At 40.2% G+C, this 22,534-nt stretch carries 23 protein-coding genes; 5 read left to right on the top strand and 18 right to left on the bottom strand.

Features of this window, described 5'->3' with window-relative positions; genetic code table 11:
* Window positions 1-101: 101 nt before the first annotated feature.
* The 12 genes from OCV27_RS17405 to OCV27_RS17350 form a co-directional block, all read right to left on the bottom strand.
* Window positions 102-3,797, bottom strand: coding sequence for a hypothetical protein (locus tag OCV27_RS17405; protein WP_337969478.1), 3,696 nt, complete (start codon window positions 3,795-3,797; stop codon window positions 102-104).
* A 1-nt stretch (window position 3,798) separates the two neighbouring features.
* The gene (locus OCV27_RS17400) at window positions 3,799-4,095 is read right to left on the bottom strand and encodes a hypothetical protein (RefSeq protein ID WP_125322480.1); all 297 of its coding nucleotides are present in this window, start codon (window positions 4,093-4,095) and stop codon (window positions 3,799-3,801) included.
* Window position 4,096: 1 nt separating this feature from the next.
* Entirely contained in the window at window positions 4,097-4,669 is a 573-nt protein-coding gene (locus OCV27_RS17395; protein ID WP_125322479.1) for a hypothetical protein, read from the bottom strand.
* 5 nt (window positions 4,670-4,674) lie between these two features.
* A complete protein-coding gene (locus tag OCV27_RS17390; protein ID WP_125322478.1) occupies window positions 4,675-5,085 on the bottom strand; it encodes a hypothetical protein in 411 nt (136 codons plus the stop codon).
* Window positions 5,054-5,650, bottom strand: a complete 597-nt coding sequence (locus OCV27_RS17385) for a hypothetical protein (RefSeq protein ID WP_125322477.1) — start codon at window positions 5,648-5,650, stop codon at window positions 5,054-5,056. The genes OCV27_RS17390 and OCV27_RS17385 overlap by 32 nt, the downstream gene beginning before the upstream one ends.
* A gap of 34 nt (window positions 5,651-5,684) precedes the next feature.
* Window positions 5,685-6,689: a hypothetical protein gene (locus OCV27_RS17380; protein WP_125322476.1), complete on the bottom strand. Its 1,005-nt coding sequence runs from the start codon at window positions 6,687-6,689 to the stop codon at window positions 5,685-5,687.
* 10 nt (window positions 6,690-6,699) lie between these two features.
* Window positions 6,700-8,175: a type III secretion system translocon subunit SctE gene (locus OCV27_RS17375; RefSeq protein ID WP_125322475.1), complete on the bottom strand. Its 1,476-nt coding sequence runs from the start codon at window positions 8,173-8,175 to the stop codon at window positions 6,700-6,702.
* Window positions 8,176-8,295: 120 nt separating this feature from the next.
* On the bottom strand, window positions 8,296-9,483 hold the full coding sequence (locus tag OCV27_RS17370; protein ID WP_185759812.1) for a hypothetical protein: 1,188 nt from the start codon (window positions 9,481-9,483) through the stop codon (window positions 8,296-8,298).
* Window positions 9,484-9,512: 29 nt separating this feature from the next.
* Complete coding sequence (locus tag OCV27_RS17365; protein WP_125322474.1) at window positions 9,513-10,001, bottom strand: tetratricopeptide repeat protein; 489 nt, start codon at window positions 9,999-10,001, stop codon at window positions 9,513-9,515.
* Window positions 10,002-10,026: 25 nt separating this feature from the next.
* Complete coding sequence (locus OCV27_RS17360) at window positions 10,027-10,509, bottom strand: hypothetical protein (RefSeq protein WP_125322473.1); 483 nt, start codon at window positions 10,507-10,509, stop codon at window positions 10,027-10,029.
* Window positions 10,496-11,041: a type III secretion protein gene (locus tag OCV27_RS17355; RefSeq protein ID WP_125322490.1), complete on the bottom strand. Its 546-nt coding sequence runs from the start codon at window positions 11,039-11,041 to the stop codon at window positions 10,496-10,498. The genes OCV27_RS17360 and OCV27_RS17355 overlap by 14 nt, the downstream gene beginning before the upstream one ends.
* Window positions 11,041-11,289 (bottom strand): EscI/YscI/HrpB family type III secretion system inner rod protein, encoded by a 249-nt coding sequence (locus tag OCV27_RS17350; protein WP_125322472.1) that lies wholly within the window; start codon window positions 11,287-11,289, stop codon window positions 11,041-11,043. The genes OCV27_RS17355 and OCV27_RS17350 overlap by 1 nt, the downstream gene beginning before the upstream one ends.
* A gap of 298 nt (window positions 11,290-11,587) precedes the next feature.
* Between OCV27_RS17350 and OCV27_RS17345 the strand changes: the two genes are divergently transcribed.
* A complete protein-coding gene (locus OCV27_RS17345) occupies window positions 11,588-12,319 on the top strand; it encodes a substrate-binding periplasmic protein (protein ID WP_125322471.1) in 732 nt (243 codons plus the stop codon).
* 87 nt (window positions 12,320-12,406) lie between these two features.
* Here the strand turns inward: OCV27_RS17345 and OCV27_RS17340 are convergent, their stop codons facing one another.
* Window positions 12,407-13,255, bottom strand: a complete 849-nt coding sequence (locus OCV27_RS17340; RefSeq protein ID WP_125322470.1) for a pirin family protein — start codon at window positions 13,253-13,255, stop codon at window positions 12,407-12,409.
* Window positions 13,256-13,531: 276 nt separating this feature from the next.
* Between OCV27_RS17340 and OCV27_RS17335 the strand changes: the two genes are divergently transcribed.
* The 3 genes from OCV27_RS17335 to OCV27_RS17325 are packed head-to-tail and all read left to right on the top strand — an operon-like array spanning window position 13,532 to window position 15,801.
* On the top strand, window positions 13,532-14,206 hold the full coding sequence (locus tag OCV27_RS17335; protein WP_125322469.1) for a hypothetical protein: 675 nt from the start codon (window positions 13,532-13,534) through the stop codon (window positions 14,204-14,206).
* A gap of 7 nt (window positions 14,207-14,213) precedes the next feature.
* Entirely contained in the window at window positions 14,214-15,137 is a 924-nt protein-coding gene (locus OCV27_RS17330; RefSeq protein WP_125322468.1) for a hypothetical protein, read from the top strand.
* Complete coding sequence (locus tag OCV27_RS17325; RefSeq protein WP_125322467.1) at window positions 15,124-15,801, top strand: hypothetical protein; 678 nt, start codon at window positions 15,124-15,126, stop codon at window positions 15,799-15,801. Before OCV27_RS17330 ends, OCV27_RS17325 begins: the two co-directional genes overlap by 14 nt.
* Window positions 15,802-15,831: 30 nt before the next feature.
* Here OCV27_RS17325 and OCV27_RS17320 read toward each other — a convergent pair whose 3' ends face one another.
* The 4 genes from OCV27_RS17320 to OCV27_RS17305 form a co-directional block, all read right to left on the bottom strand.
* Window positions 15,832-17,016, bottom strand: coding sequence for a histidine decarboxylase (locus OCV27_RS17320; RefSeq protein ID WP_125322466.1), 1,185 nt, complete (start codon window positions 17,014-17,016; stop codon window positions 15,832-15,834).
* A 117-nt stretch (window positions 17,017-17,133) separates the two neighbouring features.
* Window positions 17,134-18,057, bottom strand: coding sequence for a T3SS effector HopA1 family protein (locus OCV27_RS17315; protein WP_337969477.1), 924 nt, complete (start codon window positions 18,055-18,057; stop codon window positions 17,134-17,136).
* Between the two features lie 352 nt (window positions 18,058-18,409).
* Window positions 18,410-19,381 (bottom strand): hypothetical protein, encoded by a 972-nt coding sequence (locus tag OCV27_RS17310; protein WP_125323490.1) that lies wholly within the window; start codon window positions 19,379-19,381, stop codon window positions 18,410-18,412.
* A gap of 220 nt (window positions 19,382-19,601) precedes the next feature.
* Complete coding sequence (locus OCV27_RS17305) at window positions 19,602-20,687, bottom strand: acyltransferase family protein (protein WP_125323225.1); 1,086 nt, start codon at window positions 20,685-20,687, stop codon at window positions 19,602-19,604.
* A gap of 167 nt (window positions 20,688-20,854) precedes the next feature.
* Here OCV27_RS17305 and arfB point away from each other — a divergent pair, with 167 nt between their 5' ends.
* Complete coding sequence (gene arfB / locus OCV27_RS17300; RefSeq protein WP_125323226.1) at window positions 20,855-21,268, top strand: alternative ribosome rescue aminoacyl-tRNA hydrolase ArfB; 414 nt, start codon at window positions 20,855-20,857, stop codon at window positions 21,266-21,268.
* A 25-nt stretch (window positions 21,269-21,293) separates the two neighbouring features.
* On the opposite strand, the gene OCV27_RS17295 is transcribed toward arfB, so the two are convergent.
* On the bottom strand, window positions 21,294-22,391 hold the full coding sequence (locus OCV27_RS17295) for a YdcF family protein (protein ID WP_125323227.1): 1,098 nt from the start codon (window positions 22,389-22,391) through the stop codon (window positions 21,294-21,296).
* Window positions 22,392-22,534 lie beyond the last annotated feature (143 nt).

Genomic DNA, 22,534 nt, shown 5'->3' with positions numbered 1-22,534 from the left:
AAGCTTACTCGACAAAGTATTCATGGCCCAAAAGAAAAAAAAAGACTAAATCTGAACTTAGTCTTTTTTTACGGTATGTAGGATTTTGGCAGCTTTATTCACTATGCATGTGAGGACACTTGCACAAAATTATTCTTATCAACCCGAGGAAAGCCATTTCCACCAAAAATCCTCAGTTTAGGTGCTTCACTCTGTTGATTATCAGCTTCTTTCAGCTCGTCATAGCTATTCTGTTTACGCAATGTTTGGAAATATGCCTTGTAGCTTCCAGAAGCTAGCTGATTAGAAGTATTAAAGTAAGGTAATTTCACCTGACGATCCATATCTCTAGATTGTATAGCCGTTGCAACGTTCCCGGTTTTTTCCATGTAAAGTTTCTTGTTCGCACTCTTTTGACCTAAGACTCTTTGAATCTCTATTGGTAGCTTATAGTTGCTTACTCTTACTTTATCGTGGACGTTATTACCTGTGTAGCTCGCACCAGTATTCGCCCCACTGCCAATCACACCACGAGCTGGTTCAACTGGGTCCCAAGGGCTTTTTTTAGGCTGCGCTGTATCCGTCGCATCACCACGAGCTGGCGTTGAATCATTCGACATTTTCAGTGCTGTTTTGACTTCTACACCATCTTCAGGCTCCGGAGCATCGAAAAATTGCTCTGGAGTTTGAGGATTAACAACTTTCGATGTTTGTGCCTCACCACTAGGGCTGTTCGCTATTCTGACTTTTTCATGGTCATTATTACCTGTGTAGTTCGCACCAGTGTACGCCCCACTGCCAATCACACCACGAGCTGGTTCAACTGGGTCCCAAGGGCTTTTTTTAGGCTGCGCTGTATCCGTTGCATCACCACGAGCTGGCGTTGAATCATTCGACATTTTCAGTGCTGTTTTGACTTCTACACCATCTTCAGGCTCCGGAGCATCGAAAAATTGCTCTGGAGTTTGAGGTTTAACAACTTTCGATGTTTGTGCCTCACCACTAGGGCTGTTCGCTATTCTGACTTTTTCATGGTCATTATTACCTGTGTAGTTCGCACCAGTGTACGCCCCACTGCCAATCACACCACGAGCTGGTTCAACTGGGTCCCAAGGGCTTTTTTTAGGCTGCGCTGTATCCGTCGCATCACCACGAGCTGGCGTTGAATCATTCGACATTTTCAGTGCTGTTTTGACTTCTACACCATCTTCAGGCTCCGGAGCATCGAAAAATTGCTCTGGAGTTTGAGGATTAACAACTTTCGATGTTTGTGCCTCACCACTAGGGCTGTTCGCTATTCTGACTTTTTCATGGTCATTATTACCTGTGTAGTTCGCACCAGTGTACGCCCCACTGCCAATCACACCACGAGCTGGTTCAACTGGGTCCCAAGGGCTTTTTTTAGGCTGCGCTGTATCCGTTGCATCACCACGAGCTGGCGTTGAATCATTCGACATTTTCAGTGCTGTTTTGACTTCTACACCATCTTCAGGCTCCGGAGCATCGAAAAATTGCTCTGGAGTTTGAGGTTTAACAACTTTCGATGTTTGTGCCTCACCACTAGGGCTGTTCGCTATTCTGACTTTTTCATGGTCATTATTACCTGTGTAGTTCGCACCAGTGTACGCCCCACTGCCAATCACACCACGAGCTGGTTCAACTGGGTCCCAAGGGCTTTTTTTAGGCTGCGCTGTATCCGTTGCATCACCACGAGCTGGCGTTGAATCATTCGACATTTTCAGTGCTGTTTTGACTTCTACACCATCTTCAGGCTCCGGAGCATCGAAAAATTGCTCTGGAGTTTGAGGTTTAACAACTTTCGATGTTTGTGCCTCACCACTAGGGCTGTTCGCTATTCTGACTTTTTCATGGTCATTATTACCTGTGTAGTTCGCACCAGTGTACGCCCCACTGCCAATCACACCACGAGCTGGTTCAACTGGGTCCCAAGGGCTTTTTTTAGGCTGCGCTGTATCCGTTGCATCACCACGAGCTGGCGTTGAATCATTCGACATTTTCAGTGCTGTTTTGACTTCTACACCATCTTCAGGCTCCGGAGCATCGAAAAATTGCTCTGGAGTTTGAGGTTTAACAACTTTCGATGTTTGTGCCTCACCACTAGGGCTGTTCGCTATTCTGACTTTTTCATGGTCATTATTACCTGTGTAGTTCGCACCAGTGTACGCCCCACTGCCAATCACACCACGAGCTGGTTCAACTGGGTCCCAAGGGCTTTTTTTAGGCTGCGCTGTATCCGTTGCATCACCACGAGCTGGCGTTGAATCATTCGACATTTTCAGTGCTGTTTTGACTTCTACACCATCTTCAGGCTCCGGAGCATCGAAAAATTGCTCTGGAGTTTGAGGATTAACAACTTTCGATGTTTGTGCCTCACCACTAGGGCTGTTCGCTATTCTGACTTTTTCATGGTCATTATTACCTGTGTAGTTCGCACCAGTGTACGCCCCACTGCCAATCACACCACGAGCTGGTTCAACTGGGTCCCAAGGGCTTTTTTTAGGCTGCGCTGTATCCGTTGCATCACCACGAGCTGGCGTTGAATCATTCGACATTTTCAGTGCTGTTTTGACTTCTACACCATCTTCAGGCTCCGGAGCATCGAAAAATTGCTCTGGAGTTTGAGGTTTAACAACTTTCGATGTTTGTGCCTCACCACTAGGGCTGTTCGCTATTCTGACTTTTTCATGGTCATTATTACCTGTGTAGTTCGCACCAGTGTACGCCCCACTGCCAATCACACCACGAGCTGGTTCAACTGGGTCCCAAGGGCTTTTTTTAGGCTGCGCTGTATCCGTTGCATCACCACGAGCTGGCGTTGAATCATTCGACATTTTCAGTGCTGTTCTGGGGTCCACTCCGTTAATCAGCTCTGGATCATGCAAAGCAACGTCATCATCGATTTGCGGCTTCTCCACCAAGTGAACAACCTTCTCTTTATATTCTTTTAAAATCTCTTGTACTGTTAAAAGCTCTCGTGGTGTAACACGTCCATGCTCTGTCAATATCTCTTCTGGTGTGGAAATTTCTTGGTCTGGGTCTTTATCTGTATTAGTAGAGCTGTCATTTTGTTCAGGATCTGTACGGGGAATGTCAATCTTAATATTGACAACAGAATTGACGGTGTGCTTTTTCCCGTTAGCTGTTATTACATGTGGAAAATCATCCGCGTTATCTTCTGGATCTTTCTTAGGATGGCTACCATCAGGAATATCCGCTGGCTTTGGCGGTTGAGTCTGAGTATCCTGAGTTGGCTTATCTCCCGGACTTTCGTCAGGTTGTTTTTTCGGTTGTTCATCCTTATTTTTTTCAGATTTGGTGTCAAGCCAAAAAACCTTGCCTCCATGCAGTTTTAAGAGACCAGTATTTAAAAATGCAACACCAGCAATGCCCAATGGTGGACAAACGAAAGATAGAGCAATACCTACAATACTTCCAGCAACCATTACACCCAAATGGATTCTAGCCTTTGTCCCATGACTATACTTCCCACTAGTTTTACGCTCTTGGACTACCCCATCAACTTTTCGTTTTTTATTGGTCTCAGAGGAAATACCACCTTCATTATCCTTATCAGAATCACCCTCTTCCTGTGTACCCTGAGCTTCACTTTCTAAACTTGTAATGAGGCTTTGCTGACTCCCAAGAGCAGATGGTCGACCTAGCCCATTCCTTACATAAGAATCACCCTGCTGCGATTGAGACAATACTGTTTTTCCTTCAGTAAAGGTTACTTCAGATGTTGTCGATGGACTCGTCGGGGCTGCATCCGAGTTACGGAAACCAATTGAAGCAGTCATATTAAAACCTCATTAACTCTAATAGTTGTATCGTCAAGCGTCGAAGATCGTCTTCTAAAACACTCGACTCAGGGCATGCAAGTGTGATGTAACCATCAACACGTATAAGAAAACCACCTAATATGGTTTCAAACTGGATTATTTTGTCGATAACTTGTTCATGGTTATGTATATGAACAAGTTGAAAAAAAGGCACAATCGGATAAAGCACATAGTCAGGGTACTGACTAAATACGGTTTCTTCATTCTGTTCTATCTTCAGCAGAAAACTTTCTACTTTATCTAATTCTGGCTGCATATTATTTCGGATAAACTAAAACCACATCATCGGTTGATAAAGTCGATAATTCCTGAGTGGTTAATGCGGTTTCAAAAGGCGTCCAGCTTACCGTAAGCTTTAAATTACCAGACAAAGCTTGAGGTTTAAATTCAAGATAGTCAGTGTCAACTTGAATAGATGCAACATCAATATACATAATGGTAGACAAGCGCTCGCATTCAAAAGAAGTGGTGATACGCAGCGGTAAATCAAGACTGTCTTTACGGTCGATAAAGCCCACATAATGTACACCATGTGGTGCCAAGTTCTGAGTGATAAGGTACGCAATATATTCTTGATCTAAATGTTTAATTTCAAGCCCTAGCAAGCGCTCAATTTCTACAACCTGCAAATAACCTTTTGCTTCAATCCCCATATGAACAAGGCTGATTTCTATCAAATCTTGTCCTTCACCTAAGTTTAACTTTAACTGACGAAAGTCTAGGTTTATTGCATGATTATCAAAACGCATCCCAGCAACAAAATTAACTTTATTTGCTACTTCATTCGATATAGTGCAACTTGGAATAAGACTTAATGCATCATAACTCATAATATTCACCGATTCCGAGATAATAAAGCTAGTACATCACGACTCATGAGATAATCCTTTTCATCTACCCAATCCCTTATCCCTTGTGGGATTTCACACACAAAGTCATAAATCATCTGATAGGTTTCTTTAGAAGTCATTGCTCTAAAATCATCGTCTTGTACCAAACGCAAGATAAAAGTAATGTTATGGAACTCACTTTCTAAAATTCCATCGATAACTACCAACTTTACCGTATTTTCTGAGTAGTCACGCAAACGCTCAAACCACGCAATTACAGCCTTCTTATCTAAATATACATCAGCATCAGACATCTGGTTCCAACTTAATCTCTGTGATTTATTCTTGATCATTTCATACGGATCAAGAGGTCTATCTTTTAAATCACAATGGGCGATACGAGTATGGCTGCTCATCGCTTTCCCCTCTTTCTGAATCTTCTGAATCATTTAGTTGACGTTTTTTATTTTTATACTTTCGCTCGCGCTTGTCATATTTGCGACAAAGCACCAGCATAGACAATAGGCCTTCCAGATAGTGCTCATAGGCGACTAGCTGTTGCAACGCCTCACTATCAGCTTCCATTCCCTCACCAAACTCGCCTAATGATTCGAGATATTGCTTCATCTTCTTACGTAAAGATGCAGGATAAAGGTGTTGGCAATGGTTAGCTGCTTGTAATATAAAAAGTTGGGCGTCGTTAAGTAGTTTTTTATCTGGCAATGCTTCACTAAAACCATGCCAATCGCGAAGTGCTCTTAGCTGATAGCTGTTCAGCATTTTCGCAAACTGCCTTTGGTGCTGTGGCGTCATAGGCTTACGGTGGATACGAAACAAGCGTGGATTTTTTTTGGTTCGTTTTTCTGCTTGCTTTACGTCTCTAACCCGTTTGGTCTGACTCTCTTCCCGAGTTTGTTTTGTCGGCGTGACATCATGAACTCGCTCGGTTTTTTGTGGCATTGAAAATGAAATACTACGCATAGGCTAAAAAGAGCGGGCGAACCCGCTCTGCTCCTTAACGGTTGGTCGCCAAGCCTGTTTTAGCGGCAGCTTCAAGAGTTGCAAGCAAATTCCGCAAAGACTCAGCCAAGTTTTTAAGAAACTCAGGTAGTTGCTCTGCAAGCTTCATTTGCAAGTCATTAGAAGCTTTGATTTCATCTTGCTCTTGCTTATCTTGAGCAGCCATCATTTCTGTGCCTTGGTTACCCATTTGTCCGGCAGCCTGATTACTTTGCTGCATAAATTGATTTTTATGCAGTTTGTCTTGTTGTAATATCGCACTCTTTTCGTCATACAGCTTAGGGTTTTTCTGTTTAAGATCAGCAGCAGACTTGTACTCACCAGAAGTATTAGCCATGTGCTTATCTTTCATGACTTTCGGCTTAGCCGTACTCACCATAATACCTGTCGAAAACACCATAGTAGTGACTGCAATTCCGATGGCGATACCTAGTTTAAGCATAGCGTCACCACAAACCTTGTCCGCAAGCGCCTTTGCATTGTCCATATTGGCCACACCAACATCAATATTACTCGCCATGACACTGTTACGTGTTCTTCCCTCTTGTGCAATGATCGCAAGCAACATTGCGAGAAGATCTGAAAGGGATACCGCTGAAGAACTACCAGCAGAGCTGGTAAATGTTACCTCGGTCGTCACTGGATCAAAGCTGCTATAGCCTGGCAGTTTTGATAACAGTACATCATCCATTACCTTTCCATAAGATGCAGTGATATCAGCCATTTTTTCACTATTAACCGATGCTGGTACATATTCGTTAATGATGTTGTTGACTGCTTTTTGGTTCTCTTTACTCGGATTTTGCGCTAGAACAACTAGTGCCTCATTCAAAGAATCAGGTACTTGAGTCACTTTACCGTCAGTGAGCATGCTCAGCAAAGAAGCCATTTTCAAGGTAGAAGCTTTTGCTGCTTCTGGTGACACCTGATTTGATGTCACATTGGATGCACCCTCAACATTAAATGCTGATAGCGCTAAAGTATTTTCTATAGAACTCATAATATCACCCTTAACCTAAACTACTATTTGCAAGCATTGTTTTATCGAAACCACGATGGGCATCGCTAAGATCAAACATGGTTTCAAACGCATGAGTAACAGCTCTCATAGCTTGAGAAAGCATGAGTAAAATTTGCTGTATAGCCGCTTGCAGGGCGTTTTGCTCTGCCTCCGCCTTCTCCATATCTGCGGCAATTTTGGATGACTTAATACCAAAACCTGTACCCACAATGTCAGATGCAGTAGACGTCACTTCTGTTACTTGAGCAACTCGAGCTCCGCGAGATGCGATTTTTTCTGAGTTACCAAGGTCTTTAATAGACGCAAGAACGTCATCCAACATTTTCTTAGCTTTATTAATAAGCTGACTCGGTTTTAATGACTTCATCACCACAAGCATTTCAGACACTTTGTTGCCAAGCGATTCTAGCTGTTTAAGCATATTCGCAGGGCTAAGGTTCTTGATTGTATTAAGGAAGTCATCAGCAAGTTTAGATGCTTGTGCTACTGCATCTTTAATAGCAGTTAGTACATCTTGAACCGCTTTCCCAGCAGATTTAACTGCTTCGGATGCTGTATCTAATACTTTAACTACACTTGCTTTTAGCTGGCTAATTGCTTCAAGAGCTTTGTTGACCGCTTTAGAGGCCATCTCACCCGCTTTTTGTATTACTTGCTGAGTTGCTGTAGCGGCAATATCTTTAAACGCTTTTACCGCAGCAATCGCATCATCAAGTAACTTGGTTGCTTTTTGAACACTCGATGCTGACTTACCGAGTAATGTAGAGAAATTAACCGACTTAAGTTTTGTCAGCATGTTGATTAAAGTCTCTGAAATTTGTTTAGCAAGTGTAGTTGCCTTAGTTGCAACCTTAGTTGCTGCTTGGCCTATACCACTCAGTAACTTGGCTGGATTGAAGGCTATTAGCAAGCCGGCCACAGCACAAGCAATCTCAAGACCCATTTTTATCTTGTTGCGTTTCTCTTCAGGAACGCCACACTTTTCCAAAATCTTGTCAACGGCAGTGGGTAGAAGAACTAAAGTTACCGCAACAATCGCCACTGCAACTGCCGCAGCCGTGGCACCAAAAGTAACCACTGCTGAAACAACCGCTGCAAGAACACCAAGAGCCATACCAATTTTGGCGAATATTCCACGCTTCTTATTCGCCTTTTGTTGCTCTTGTAGATCTTCTGATTGCTTTCTAATTGAAGCGACTGTTGAGTCTCTTTGTATATCAATTAGTGATTTCTTTGCTTCAGAGTTTGCTGCACCTGTTTGTGAAAGCGCTTCTGCAACTTCTTTATTGCAGTCTTCCAGTAAACGCCACAACGCACTTAGCGTTATAGAGCTACCCGGAAGAGGCTGACCCGGCAATGCTTGTTCAGCTGCCGCTTTTTCAGCCGTACCAGGTTGTTTACTGGTACTCTCATCTACAGGAGCGACATAAGTCGTTGCTGAGATGGTGTTCATGAATGTACTCATTACGTTTTCCCTTCATGTATTAGGCCAGGAATAAGCAGCCAAACCAGCATACTCTCTATTCTCTTGTGTGAGCGGCATGTCCCCGGCGAAGTCATGCCCATTTATACTATCTTTTAATGGCTATATATTACGAGCAATGGCCATTTGCTCATCTCGGCAAATGGATAACCAATACTTGAGAGTTTGCTGCAGCATCTTAACTTGGTCGCCGATACGGTTAATTTCTTTTATATCTTCATCCGTAAGTTCACGCTGTGGGAAGTTGGTATACATATCTTTAAAATACTCAGCGCCCAAGCCGTCACCATTCCAGTCGATCACTTGGTGTCCGTGCTGAGTCACTTCCCTCCATCCTAAGTCACCTGCACCATTGCTCCCTGTCTGTCCATCATTATCAAACACGAAGTCAATTGCTGAAGGATAACTAGTGTGCTCAGCAATATACGCATCTAATTCATTAATAGGCGCAGTAAGAAACATATCAATTACGGATTGTTCAACTTTTGGTTCAATTTCCAAGTACCCAGCCATTAAAGCCATCCGCAGCATAGGAGACAAATCTCCAGAATAACCAGGATCACATACAAAGCCACCAGCGTTGTCATAATTGTTTTGATACTGGCTTTTTAACGCAGAAACTCCACCACACTTATCATCCATATATGTAAGGATTTCGTGGCACAAACTGCCCTCTGGTGAATTGTCCATCATGAATTTATAGATATTTTCACACTCACTGGCGAAGCTACTACCATTGTAGCCTTCATGGTAGCCGTGAGAACCTGAACCCGTACTTTCAAGAAAATGGCGCATTTGCGCTTCAAAGCCATTGCTACCAGCATACCCCGGCTTTCCCTCACCATAGCCGTGAGACATAAAATCCATAATGGCAAGCTGAAATAAGTCTTCAAGCGCATAACCTGAAGTTTCACCACCTTTTTTTATGCCATCAAACATTACAGCCATAGCACTTTCAAACATCGGCAAACCTGGCGTAGTCCAGCCTTTGATTATTTCTAACTGTTTGCTGTAACCTTCGATACCTTGTGCTAAAAGAAGCGCAATCGCGTCTTCAGGGTTACCACCTGCCATAGTCATCACCACTTGCTTTTGGTGATTCGCTATCATAGCTAAGGTTTCTGCATCAGCAGGTTGATTGCCTAACGTAGTGATGGCGTTATCGGCCTTTTTTAGTTCTGTCTCAGCTTTGTTAGTTACATCAATCTTTTTCTGCAGCACCTGTACATCTATCGTTTCATTATCGCTAGAAACGTCATGTAGCATCAGATTATTAATATTGTTAATCATCTATTTATACTCCCTAATTCATTCATCACTTAAGATAAATGAGGTGATAGTTGCTGCTTTAAAAATTCGTAACGCTTGGTATAAAATTCACTTAAACTTTCAGGCTTAACAATCAGCCAATGAACTGCTGCCTGCATATGGTCATTTAATTTGTAATGACACAGCGAAATATTGAGCATGGTTTCGTTGAGATCATTAGTCGGGTACGTTTTCAGAATGTTCAGTATATCCAAGGCTTGCTTAAACTGACCTTTTTCTAGATATATTGCAGCTAGACAACCAGGACCTCGATGATCGTACGGATTTAAGGATGAATAGGCTACAAACACGATTTCAGCTTCTTTAAACTGAAACTTATTATAAAACTCAACACCGAGTTCAAATATGGATTTTAAGTGAGTTGTTGTGATTTTGTTGGAATCACGCTGTTTCGCGATCTCCTTTAATATTTCATCACCATCAAGTAAAGAAAAGAAGTCATCTCCTGGCTTACCAAAATTAATCGCTTGGTTTTTCATCTTATTTCACCTTAAATAATTTCAATTAAATCGCATCAGACTGGACGAGAATTGGTACTAATACTTGATGAACCACATTTGATAATCGATATGGACTACTAGTACTAAGAGGCTTAGATGGTATATCTATACCTAAACGAATCGACCACAATATTGCGAGCCTTTTGTTATAATGTGCCAGCATCAAAAGCCCGAGTTGTAAGCTATTCATATTTTGTGGGACGCTTTGAATACCTGCTGCATCGGACCAAAGGCACATCCTTTGCTCCAAAATACTTCTGATATCCAATAAAGCCTTGCTATTTCTTGTACTTCGATGAAGCTGGTACTCTACCAAATAGCCTAAAGTCATCACTATTTGTCTGACTTGTCCTACGTTACTCGACAGCCATAAATACACTTCTTCATCGCTAAGAGAAGTCAACACCAAAAATGAGTCTTGACTCAACTGGCGCTGAGTCAAGCAGTGATGGAGTAACTTTTGATGACGCTTTTTATACGTTTTCATTGCCAGCCAATTGAACAAAGTAGCTTACTGTTAATGTGTCAGATTCAGCGATCAATCCTTTCAGAAATCGCTCGATATTACTTTTTTTAGTACCCTCAAACTCGTTTAAACTCATAATCAAGACTGAAATACGTTTACTCTTTTCACCTGTAACTACGACACTAGCGCGAAGGACATTAGGGATAACACTCAATTTGTTGTAGATCTCACGACTTTCAAGTAAATTACTTTTCACCATTTCTAGTTTGCTCAAACTAGCAAATTTGGACTCAAGTAAGTCGTTAAGGTCTTCACGTTGAAAATAAAAATTAAACTCCGTCAATAACTCGCGAGCTTTCGCCTCGTCAGGTTTATCAACATAAATCTCAAAATTCTCTTTTTCAGACGAGAGACTGGCTGGCACTTGATGCTGAGCCAATAACACAATAACCTTGTTTGCAACATCAGCCGATTCAAAACTGGCTATTTGAATCGATCCTTGTTCGCCACAACCAGTGAGAGCGAGTAATAATAAAAACCAAAATTTTTTCATCATTGAGCCTTCATCACTTCATTGATGGCATTTGCCGATTTAGAGGCAATCTTTGTTACCGTCTCTTGGAAAAGACTGTAATGAAATACAGACTGCTGTAATGCAAAAGTATCCTGAACTGTCATTGCTTCTTGACTAGCGTTGATTTGATCAAGATTATCCAATATCTCTTGAAAACCCTCGCCAACATTATTGAAGGTTTCTTCCAGTACAGAAGGTTGAATCTGCTCAATCATTAGGTCCGGCATTGTAATTCCTCTCAATCAGCTCATAACGGGTGAAGATTAAACTTTGCGCTTATCCTAGTTATTCGTAAGCCACAGCGCTAATGAATCATTGTGAAATAATAAATACCGACGAATAACATTAATATTCAAATACTTAAAACTAACATTCAACTAGGAATTCAGTCCTGATATAAGTTGAAACAACCCTGAAAACTTGTGAATTTGATTAAATAGCCCGCAAAATAACAACTAAACTATAACGAGTTACTCTTTCTTAATGGCATAAACGCCACGCCATCACTAATTCGAGGTTTGACTGATGAAAACGGATAGCTTGACTCCAATCTTATTCAAGATAATTTTATTTACTGTGTCTATGGTGTGGACCTGTATTGCTAATGGAAATGAAGATGTTGTTAGAGTTGCAATAGGGGAAGGGCATAAAAGCATAGCAAAAGTACCCAGTAACCGAAATAATGTCGAGGCGTACCTTTCACAAATATACGCAGGTGCTAAGATCGACGTAGAATTCATTTATTTGCCAAACGAGCGTGCCATTCAATCTGTGATTTCAGGACAATATGATGCGCTGGGTTTAAGAATAGATGGCCTCGAAAAAGAAGACAATATCATCAAAGTCGATGTACCTTTAGGGTCATTTGATGTCTATTTCCTTTCAAGAGGCGACCGATTCATCAATAATTTAGATGAGGCTAAAAATGAAACTGTTATCGCACTGCATGGTGCACGTTATGTTGAAGCTTTAAAGCATTATAAAAAACTACACTTGATCTATTCGGAGGAGCAAGCCGCGCTGATGTTAACTAAGGGCCGGGCTGATCTTTGGCTCGCACCAATACCGAGCTATCAATTAATTAAAGATACTTACCCTAATATCAAGATATCCAGCCCTATTGTATCCAAAGAGAATGTTTATCATTATATTCATTCCTCTCAAACTCATCTACTTGAGCGACTTGAGAACTCAGCAAAGCGTTTTGTCGCATCGCGTAAAGCACTAGCAAACGCCAAGCAGTTGGAAAAACCGTAATACCATCGCTGATTAACCAATATTGTTGATTGATATTTTGAAAAAATCGAAGACATAAGAAAAAACCTATAGCCTTAGCTAGATAGCTCAATATTTTTCAAACTCTCCATTATTATAATCTGAAATTGCTTGTTCAATTTCTTGCATTGAATTCATAACAAAAGGCCCATGGTGTACAACAGGTTCATCAATCGGTTCACCTTGGAGTACCATTACGCCACTAACCACTTGAGCCGTTACTTCGATGTAGTCTCCTTGAGATAATACCGCGAGTTCACCTTGCCTTAATGTTTGGTAATGAACATCAACCTGCCCCTTATAAACATATAAAATAAGGTTAGATGTGGCTGTTGTTGTCACTTTCAAACTTTGCTTAGCTTCTGCTTGCCAGTCAGATACAGATAAAGGAACCCCAGTCTGGTTAAGTGGACCACTTAGTACATGTTCACCGATAGACATATTACCAGCCAAAACACGAACAAGCCCTAAATCACTGTCTGTATATTCGGTAATGGTTTCAGATTGAAAGTCCCTGTACTGAGCTGGTTTTACTTTGTCTAATGCAGGTTGATTGATCCAAATTTGAAAACCATGCAGATCACCGTCTTCCATAATCGGCATTTCACTGTGGATCACACCTTTACCAGATGCCATCCACTGGGCACCACCTGAGCGTAATTCGCCAATATTGCCCATATGATCTTTATGCTGAAAGTGGCCTTTTAGCATGTAAGTTAGAGTTTCTATACCCCGGTGAGGATGTGGTGGAAAACCTCCAATATAGTCATCTCTGCTATCAGATTTAAGCTCATCTAACATTAAAAATGGAGAAAAATTTGGTTGATTAAATCCAGCTACACGACTAATTTTCACCCCGTCACCATCAGAAGTCAGCCGAGAACGGATAATTTGAACAATCTCTCTTCGATAATTCATAGCAAAGCTCCTCAGTTGTAATAGCTACAGTCTATTGCTTAAAAGCGGAAACTAAATCACAAATCATCGATTCACTCGTTCAAAATATTTGAATGTCTAATTATCAATATACTTTGAGCAGTTCCCCATATGCCTATAGGCACACTATATGGGTACAATTTGCTTAAACACTCAAGTTGAGCTCAAAATAACCATTAAGATAGCGATCAAATGTTGGTGTTCGCTCGTGCAAATCGTATAATTTGGTTATTAGTCTGTTGTATCTGGATTCTGCATATGTCTTCAAAGTTTATTGAACGAGCTTGGTCTCATTCCTGCGTGACCATGGAAGAAAAACTTGTTCTGCTCGCCTTAGCAGAGCTGTCTGATCGTAGCGGTGCCGTCATCACTACCATGGCTGAACTGCAAGCCATGACTAATGGCTCTGAGTCAAACATTGATCATATACTAGGAAAACTCGCTATTGAGCAAGCCATTATATCACTGAACAAAACACAGACTCGTAAACAAGGAAGTATCAAGTGCAAAATCAATGTTGGTAATCAACATTCGCTCCCTGTCTATGCGACATCTGAGCCTATTGCAAAAGTCCCTCAGTTTCATAAAACCCAAGTTAAACCGCTACAAAAGTCAGAATCCACAGGAAAAACCATCAATATAATAGAACTTTCTCCAAATATCATAGAGTCTTGGGCTGAGGTGATTATGTTTAGGTCTGGGTTCGCTAGCCAAACCAATGTTTGGGCAAGTTTTGTTGAAAAAGTGAAGGATCTTGGACAGCCCTTGATGAGCCAAGATGACATTAATAGCCGCCTTCATGCTCATTTACATTCAGAAAAAAGCTATGGACAAAATAAAGGGTTCAAAAACAAACAAAATACTAGCAAAATGTCACCCAATCAGGCCTTCAAGAAAAAGATGGCGAACTTCAACTTTGATTTTGACGATTAGGTAAGTAATGAAAAACATCAACGAAATCGCCTCTAATTGGCAGGAAAAAGGGCAAGATAAATCCTTTCGCGTCACTAAGCCAAACACTAAAAAAGAAGATACCACAAACGTAACGACAGCTACGTCTGTAACGACACCTCCTGCATCAAAGCAAATAAGTGGCGAATTCAATCAGAATCTAAAAGATGTCTTACGCCCATACTCAGTTGAGCAACGCAAGCATATCATCGCTTTTTTCGGCAAAATGCAGGAAAACTTTTCAACTCAATTCACGCATATGTATGGTTCAGAGCCTGATGACGAATTTGCAGCATTTGCTGCTCAATTGTCTGTCGAGGACGTAGAAAGGATCGTTTATCATCTACGTGAACGCTTACTCGCTGGTAAAGAATGGCCGCCTGCACTTGCCTTACTTTCAATGCTAAAAGACTTACCACTCAATACTGAAGTCCTGGAAGCTCGCCATAGAATATTGATCAAAAAAGAACCGACTACTCGAGTGGAAAAGTATATTTTTAATCGTAAAACCAGCTACCTCAAGTCCCTATCCGAGAAGAACCTTTCTGAAGAATTCAAGCTGTTATATATCAGCGCCTATCAGGAAGTACAAAATAACCTTGATCTGAGCTTGAACCAAAAAGAAAAAGACGTTGAACAAAATGTCCTCAAAATAGAACCGACTCAAATCGATCTTGAGGTGCAGCGACGAATAGAGCAAGGCATTCGGCCAAATGGAAACGTCGGTCACCTTCTTTCACGAATCGACAAGCTTCGCCATGATCACCGCCCAATTTCTCAAGAGCCTCAACCTTTATGGCAAAACTCAGCTCAACCAAGCCAAGATGTTAACAAAGAGAAAATTGATAATGAACAGCAAGCTTTAATGGAGCAAATTCTACGCGAGACTAACGGTGATAATGAGAACGTTTAATATTTTAAAGAAAGATAGAGATTTTTTTCTCGCCTCGATTGGTAAGTCTCATTGTAAAATCATTATCGATGACTACAGCCGTGATCTACCAATTGGAGAGGCCTCGCTTCATGTCGAAGAAGTCTCCAATAAATATAAATACTATTCAAACGAGGCCATTTTTAAGCTTACTTTACCCTTAGGTGAGCAAAGCAATATCGATATATGCACATTAAGTAGTGGACGAAAGAATCAATTCATCTATAAGAAATGCCTTAAGTTAGGTGGGAAATGGGAACCCATTCTCGGTCAGTGGGTTTTTTCAGCGTCTGTAGAAAATAAAGTACGTGAATTGGAAAGTATCATTCGCTCAGAAGAACAATATGTAGAGGTCACATTTAAAGAAACGGTGACTATTAATAATCAAGATCTCACATTATATGGATACCCGATAGTGCTTTCGACTAATCCGAAGTCAGTTAAGACAAAAAAAGGAGTCAAATTGCACAGAGGTGATATCGCAGTGATGGGTAAAAGTACAACTGTAATTGCTGGAACTAAAATTCGTTTGTTTGTACCACACGCCATAAAAGAGCATCCCGATTTTCGTGAAGATTATCTCTGCGCAACTCAAGTTGCAAAAAAACGCAAACCGAATAAAAGAAAAACTTACTCTTGGGAGTAAGTTTTTCTGCTGAATCAACCATACCTAATACTATACTGCTAACTCATTGATTTTTAATCTTTCATCGTTCCCCTCTTCTTGCATCTCGCTTTGATTTTCTGCGATCAATTCATCTAAAACTTGGTACAGCTGAGTAGGATCAACGGTGGTTTGCCCAGCAATAATAATGTGCGCAATATTGTTGGAAACCGCTAAATGATATTTACGCCACAACGCCTCCGAGGGCTTCGGAAACACGACTATCGGAGAGTTTGCATGACGCCAGGCAGAAATACCGTTTTTATTCAATGTTATAACTACTTGCTCTGCAAGCTCCAAACAGTCATACACACGCTGCTTTTTTTCCTGTTCACTACTACTTCGGATAAACTTCCACAAGAATAAAGGTGTTAAGCCGCTTCGAGAACCTGTTAACGTCTTATCTGGCGCAGCAATGTACTCAATTTGATGGCTGACTTTGTCCGTATGCTTTGTTAACGCTAGGACCATACCACAAGGGATAGGCGACCCTAACATCTTGTGGCCTGAGACAGATATAGAATCAATGCCATGCTTAAATGAGAATCTTGGCGGATTATCTAGATATGGAACGATCATACCATGGCAAGCAGCATCGGCATGGATATAGTATTGCTCACGGGGAATGCCGACCTTTTGCAAACGCTGCTGAATTTGCTTCAAGTCATCAATGGCGCCCAGCATAGTGGTCCCTATGTTCGCAAATATAACCGGTGATTTACCTATATTTGCTCTGAGCGAAAATTCAAGATCGTCATAATCCATTTCTCCCATATCATTCGATGCCACCATCTGATATTCAATATTTAGAAATCGAACAATTTTCATCACTGAATAATGAGTATCATCGGAAAAATAGACAATACCTGATGGGAATTTTTCTCTGGCAAGATAACAACCATACATATTGCCCTCTGTACCACCGTTCGTTACATAACCCCATGCTTCATCAAGTGTGGTGTGATAGAGCTTACAAAAATATTCAACTACATCTTGCTCAAACTCAAAGGTGTCCATCGGGTAATTTGATGGTTCAGCCCAGTCACCAATATTATTAATCGAAAACTGAAAAAATGACCATAGATCTCGATAATCGTAATCGGTAGCAACTGGATAGCCAAGCATCTGATGCTGACTTTCAGTACACACTTTATATAAATCCCTAAGCCTTTGAGTATCCACATAAGAAAGCGGCATTTGTAATCCCTTACATTGATTTTATTAACGCTTTAATGCCTGTTTTGTGGCCCAATTACAATCATGCTTAAGGATTAAACTCTCATTCTGTGAATCAATAAATATATTCAACACATATCAATTAAGAATATAACTCAACCTACTTACTCCATCGATACAATAAGCATCAAGCTTAATGAGGAACGTTAGTAAACGCATCGGCTGCGTATCTTCTGCAAACGTCAAAGCAAGCTTATTTTTGGACGAGAAAAGCGCATTATCTACCATAACTAAAGTACTTCCATCTATCACAAGTTTGAGCTTTTCTTGATCATGTTGAGCCAATGCCACCATACCAAGAGGAGTATGCTCGATCCACGCTTGCTCCGGAACATGTTGTGCCAAAAAAGCGACCACTCGCTGTGCATTATCGATATTAGCCCCATTTAGGTAAACTACAGCTTGGTCTGTTAACGAACCAAATTTCTCAGGTGCAAGAATTTTTGCCTGTCTCACTACGTCAGCAACATCACCAGAGTAAAGTTTTGAGAAAGCGGCGATGATTTGAGGTAAGTATTGTTTTGAAAAGTTAAGCGTCAACCTAGAAGTAAACAAGGGATCAACTTCAGGTTCAGTATAAAAAGTTTCTGGGATGAAGCGTGCTGATGTGGCGTAACGTATAAAATCATTTTTCCTAACGTTAGCGATTGAACTCTCATTAAACCCTTGAACATTAATTCGAAATTTTTCTGATGACAGGTTTTTCTCAATTAATAAACGATATACATTTTCACTTTCCTGCTGCGTGAGTGGCTGTAACACCTTTGGCTTATCTGAAGAATAAGCATCGTAAAAGTTTTGATGAACCCTTTCTTTAAGAAAGATATAGTTTTGCCGCATATTTATCGTCCAATGACCGTCTTTGGCCAAACCCTGTTTAATATTTTGTATCAGCTGTTGGATTGTAGAACTTGCTATAATGCTGTTTCGTGTTTTACGCATGACATCAAGAAATACATCAAACCCTTTTTGGTACTGGCTTTGCTCAATGGGTAAACTCAATAAGTAGCTAGAGTTTACTGAATTGATATCATTACTGTTGTTTGAATTAACCGAATATGACGTAAGAAATAGTGAGGAAAAAACCGTTGATATGATTGTTTTTTCATATTACTTTTAAGTAAACACAAGCAAAAAAAATACAAATATCAAATATCAAATATCAAATATCAAATATCAAATATCAAATAAATTAAAATCAATAAAATCAATAAAATCAATAAAATCAATAATCAAAAAGAATAGATCTGAGTAAAAATAAATTTACTTTTCTTATAAATGGATAATAAAAATTTTCTATTTATTTAAAATAATTAATTGGTGATGATTTACAGTTCATCACCATATTTATTACTTATTTATTTAGAATACCTTTCAAACTCTCTGGAAGTTCTAGCATCCAATAATTACCATACTTTTTCAAGATTACTACTTCATTCCTTGTGATTACTTTACCAAATATTTTTTCTCTTTTCTCAACATTAATGTACTGCTTATCATTATATTCAAATACATTGATTACTTGAAATGACTCTAAGTTAGCCGTGTTATTACCTGATGAATGGGCAATAATAGAAAGGAACTGATTCATAAAATCAGCAGCTGCCATTAGAGCAATATCTTCCTTAGTGATCGATTTACCAAAAGCGATATCTCTTATAAGTTTCATACTAGGATCATTATTTTCAAGTCCCAATACAACCATGTCTTTCAAACTGTTAATGTCATCGGGGTGATAAAATGCTGCAGATTGATCAAATCCAACTTTATTAATAAAATCATAATATTGCTGGATAAATTCTTTAGGTATCTGTGATAAAGATAATGTTCCATCAACAATTACACGTACATCAGTTATAACAGACGATGATGAGCTATAAGGAGTAAAGGTCATATTCTTGTCGGCTAACCAATTCTCGTACACCCAGTTAGATTCATCAATACAATGTTCAGACACTCTGTCTAAGTTGATTCTATCACCGATAGTCGTATTGTTGACTTTTTTTCCATTATTGTCTTGTGCATAAGTATAAATAAGTACACCAGATTGAGGTGAGTCCGTATATTGATCGATATGATTGTATGATGTCTGAATGCAGACTCGCTCAACACTAGTCAAAGCAATAGGAAGTTTTGCTATTGCCTCCGCACGTTGCTCTAAATAACCTTCTGTCAAATCGAAATAATCAAATTGAGGTTCTTGGTATAAAACAGGCTCACTAATAATAGCAGGTAAACCATTTTTTATATCTGGCACAATAGATAATGTATCAGCAATAGATGGTACAGAAAAAAATAATATTGCTAGTATGTTATTTTTATTCATTCATTACTCCTTAATTTCAAGGTGCAATATCAAATATTATATGAACTCTTTCAAGTTTTAATTTTAAAACACAATATATTAATATTTTTATGTGATTATTATCAACTAATATTGAAGGTTTAAATATAAATAAAACAATACCCGATTTAATTTATTGTAATTTACACAGTAATAGAAACATTAAAATAAATATTAAAAATCAGTAACCTCTATAAAAATATTAGTTTTTTAACCCATACTTAAGCCAGCGTTGTGCCGGTACTTCAATAAATGTGTAGATGATATGCGCTGCAAGTAACGATATCCCAACATACGCTAGGGTAGGGAGTAATAAAGCGACACCTGACCAATCAGGCAACAATCGACCAAATGCACTGTTTAGAACCATAAAGACGACTCCATGACATAGATAAACTGAGTATGAGATTTTACCCAAATAAACAGCAGCACTGCTGGACAACCAACGACTAGCAAAGTGACTCTCATCGGTTAAAGAGAACAAAAGCAAACCAAACGCTATGATCAAAACCCAGTCCCAACGACTAGGAGTATTGAATAGGCTCATTAACACAATAACCGCTAGAGCCACTAGGGCCACAGGAAACAAAGTACGGAACTTAGAAATTTGATAAATTCTAAAAATTATCATCCCAACTACAAACTCACTCAGTACTCGCAGCAGAACAAACTCCCAGCCTGCAAAATAGCTTTGCCTACTTGTTAAAAACCAACCCAAACTGATCGTCAATATAAATATTGCACCAATAATAGAGATACACTGACGTACGGAAAGCGGTGTTCTAAATATTGATGCCGCCAAAAATGGAAAACACAAATAAGCGAAAAACTCACTACTCACCGACCATGAAGGAGCGTTCCAACCAATGGAGTTCCCAATACCCATACCATTAGTTAAGCTCAAACTAAACAACAGTTTGGGCAATGAGAAGGCGTCCACAGCAGACTGATAATTGAATTGACTACTTGCTAGCAAAAAAATAGGTATCAATGCTAGCGTTGTCACTAAATGAACAGGATAGATCCGTGCAATACGAAGCCACATAAAACGTCGCCAAATCGAAAAAGAAATCTGATTGCTAAAGTCATTATGATGTACATAAGCAATCACAAAGCCGCTTAAAAGAAAAAATAAATCAACGCCAAGCCAGCCTTTTTCAGCAATGTTTGTAATCAGATGAGGTAATTTTCCTTCGAGCGGATATTGAGTGACCAAGTGGTGCAATAAAACCCACAATGCAGCAACCCCTCGAATCCCTGTTAGTGCACCTATGTGCTTCTTTATCATGCTCTATTCTCTCTAGACTCTGCTTGTTAGAGTGTAGCTAGCCATCAATAAATTGCCGAGTGTTACAAGACAAGATTTACTTTAAACCAGATCGGTCAGCAAAACCAATAGAATTCAATATACTTCTGATTTACACTTTAAGTGCTAATCCGACACACCGATCTATTATGCTTAAAATTTCAAATACGGTTACACTTCAGGCTTGGGAAATTAGGCTCACTGCGATACGAGCACAAGGTGCTGGTGGGCAAAACGTTAACAAAGTCTCTTCTGCGATACATCTCCAGTTCGATATTATTCACTCTTCACTCCCTGCCATCTATAAAGAACGCTTAATGTCACTCAGTGATACCCGAATTTCAAAGCAAGGCGTGATCACGATTAAAGCCCAACAATTTAGGACAAAAGAACAAAATAAGGAAGATGCGCTCCATCGACTCACACAGATAATACGCAGTGCTACAGAAGTACCCAAAAAACGCCGCCCAACTAAACCTAGCAGAGCGGCTAACGAAAAGCGCCTAAGATCGAAAGGAACTCGCTCTCAAACTAAATCTCTTCGGGCGCGAGTCAATCATTAACAATTTAACCCAGTGAAACATTTTATTACCTTGATTCCAACGGGTAAGAGCGATAGCTCCACATGCCGTAAGTTCGTAAAGCATCACGATAAATACCAAGCAGCTCACTATCACTGATCTGTCTTAAATCTTTAAGTGGTTTATCCGCGTATGCGACGGTATCAAAGGTAACTCCTGTTGGGCCGGTTTGCCAACTGGCAACCTCAAATAGAACCTGACCACGACGGACATGACTGGCCGAACTGATGATTGTTGCGTGTTTGATCTTATGTCTTGCAAGCGCATAGCTGCTAAATAGCGCGTTGCCCACTGTGCTAGTAGCATAATTTTCTTCAATAATACGATCTGCTCTCACTCCTTTAGCAATCAGCCAATCAGCCATGAGTTTTCCTTCCGTTTTGTGGTTTTGTGGTACGCCCCCTGTCAGAACAATAAGTGCTTTAGGATTCGCTTTAGCAAGTTTTAACGTAGTCTCAAGCCGCTCAACTAAAATTGGGTGCATTGAGCCATCTGGGTTTAACGCATACCCCAGCGTTACGATTGCTCCACGATCACTAAGCACGCCCTTATCCGCTTTCTCTTTCAGCGGCGTCGCAACCACTCGGTCAATCGTTTGTAAAATTCGGCTTAAATCTTGCGCTTTGCCCGTATTGAGCTTGATCAGAGTCTGTCTATGCTTTTGTGATTTTTCCTCGTTACCCTTAAATTTTTGCCACACAGCCAAATACGTGTGTAAATCAATATCATCAGGCACGGCTGATAAAGCTTGCTCAAATAACTCAATCGCTCGATCAACATTCTTGTTATAGATTTGCGCATTCGCCGCTGAAATCAACAAATCCGTTCGGTAAGGTTCGAGTTGGTATGCTTGCAAGAGGCGATCGGTCACTATTTCCATATTGCTTGGCATTTTCGCTGTAAAACCAGCGTGAGAAACTCGTGCAGGCGACTTAAATGCGCTTACCGCATCATTTAAAAGCTTATCGACTACCTCACGTTTTGTTACCAAATCTGTGTATTGCGCAGAGGCTTGTACGGCTTGCTCTGAATCTGCGATTGCAGGTGTTGACGCACCGAGTGTCAGTGCACTTGCGAGTAGTAGCGAAATCAATGTTTTGTTCATGCAAAGTCCTAAGGATCTTATTTATCTCAATACGAAGTGTGAAGTTTATAAAATATTTACAGAAAAACTGTGATGAAAATTAAGTTTTTTCATCTCGAGAGCAACAAAGAACTCAAAGCCAGTGAGGAAGAGAAAATGTCGAG

It is taken from the genome of Vibrio pectenicida, assembly GCA_024347015.1.
Lineage (GTDB): Bacteria > Pseudomonadota > Gammaproteobacteria > Enterobacterales > Vibrionaceae > Vibrio > Vibrio pectenicida.
This window is presented reverse-complemented; position numbering and strand designations above follow the sequence as displayed.